Source organism: Rothia nasisuis (assembly GCF_928381405.1).
GTDB lineage: Bacteria > Actinomycetota > Actinomycetes > Actinomycetales > Micrococcaceae > Rothia > Rothia nasisuis.
Window position 1 is genome coordinate 1 of the sequence record NZ_CAKMSB010000041.1, and the last position, 450, is coordinate 450.

Genomic DNA, 450 nt, shown 5'->3' on the forward strand with positions numbered 1-450 from the left:
CATCGACACGCGGCATCGCGTTGATCTTCACCAGCGGGATGCGGGCGACCGAGGAAATGATCGCCTGGCCGTAGGAGCCGTTCGATTCCGCGTTGATGTCGCGGTCGATCAAGTCCTTGTTCTCGGTCAGCAGATACCACTGAGCCGGGGCCAGTGCGCCAGTGAACTCCTGCGGGTTGTCCGGCAGCAGCTTCTCGTCGAACAGCATGCGGGCGTTGCGGAACGCATCGGCCAGCACGGTCGGATCGGAGGCCATCGTGGCGGCCTTGATGATGGCACCACCCGGCTGGCCTTCGACCTTGCCTTCGGTGGTACGAGCGGCCAGGATCGCGCAGCGCAGCTCGTTCTGCATGCGCTTGAGCGCCAGCTCCGCACCCTGCTGACGGGTGTACTCGGAACGCACGTCGTAGTGGTTCATCGCCTCGTCGATGTTGGCGATGAAGGCGTGCG

At 64.2% G+C, this 450-nt stretch carries 1 protein-coding gene; it reads right to left on the reverse strand.

Annotated features, from left to right (window positions below; translation table 11 throughout):
- On the reverse strand, positions 1–450 hold a 450-nt coding region (locus tag L6966_RS11945; RefSeq protein ID WP_237233463.1), incomplete at both ends, for a major capsid protein.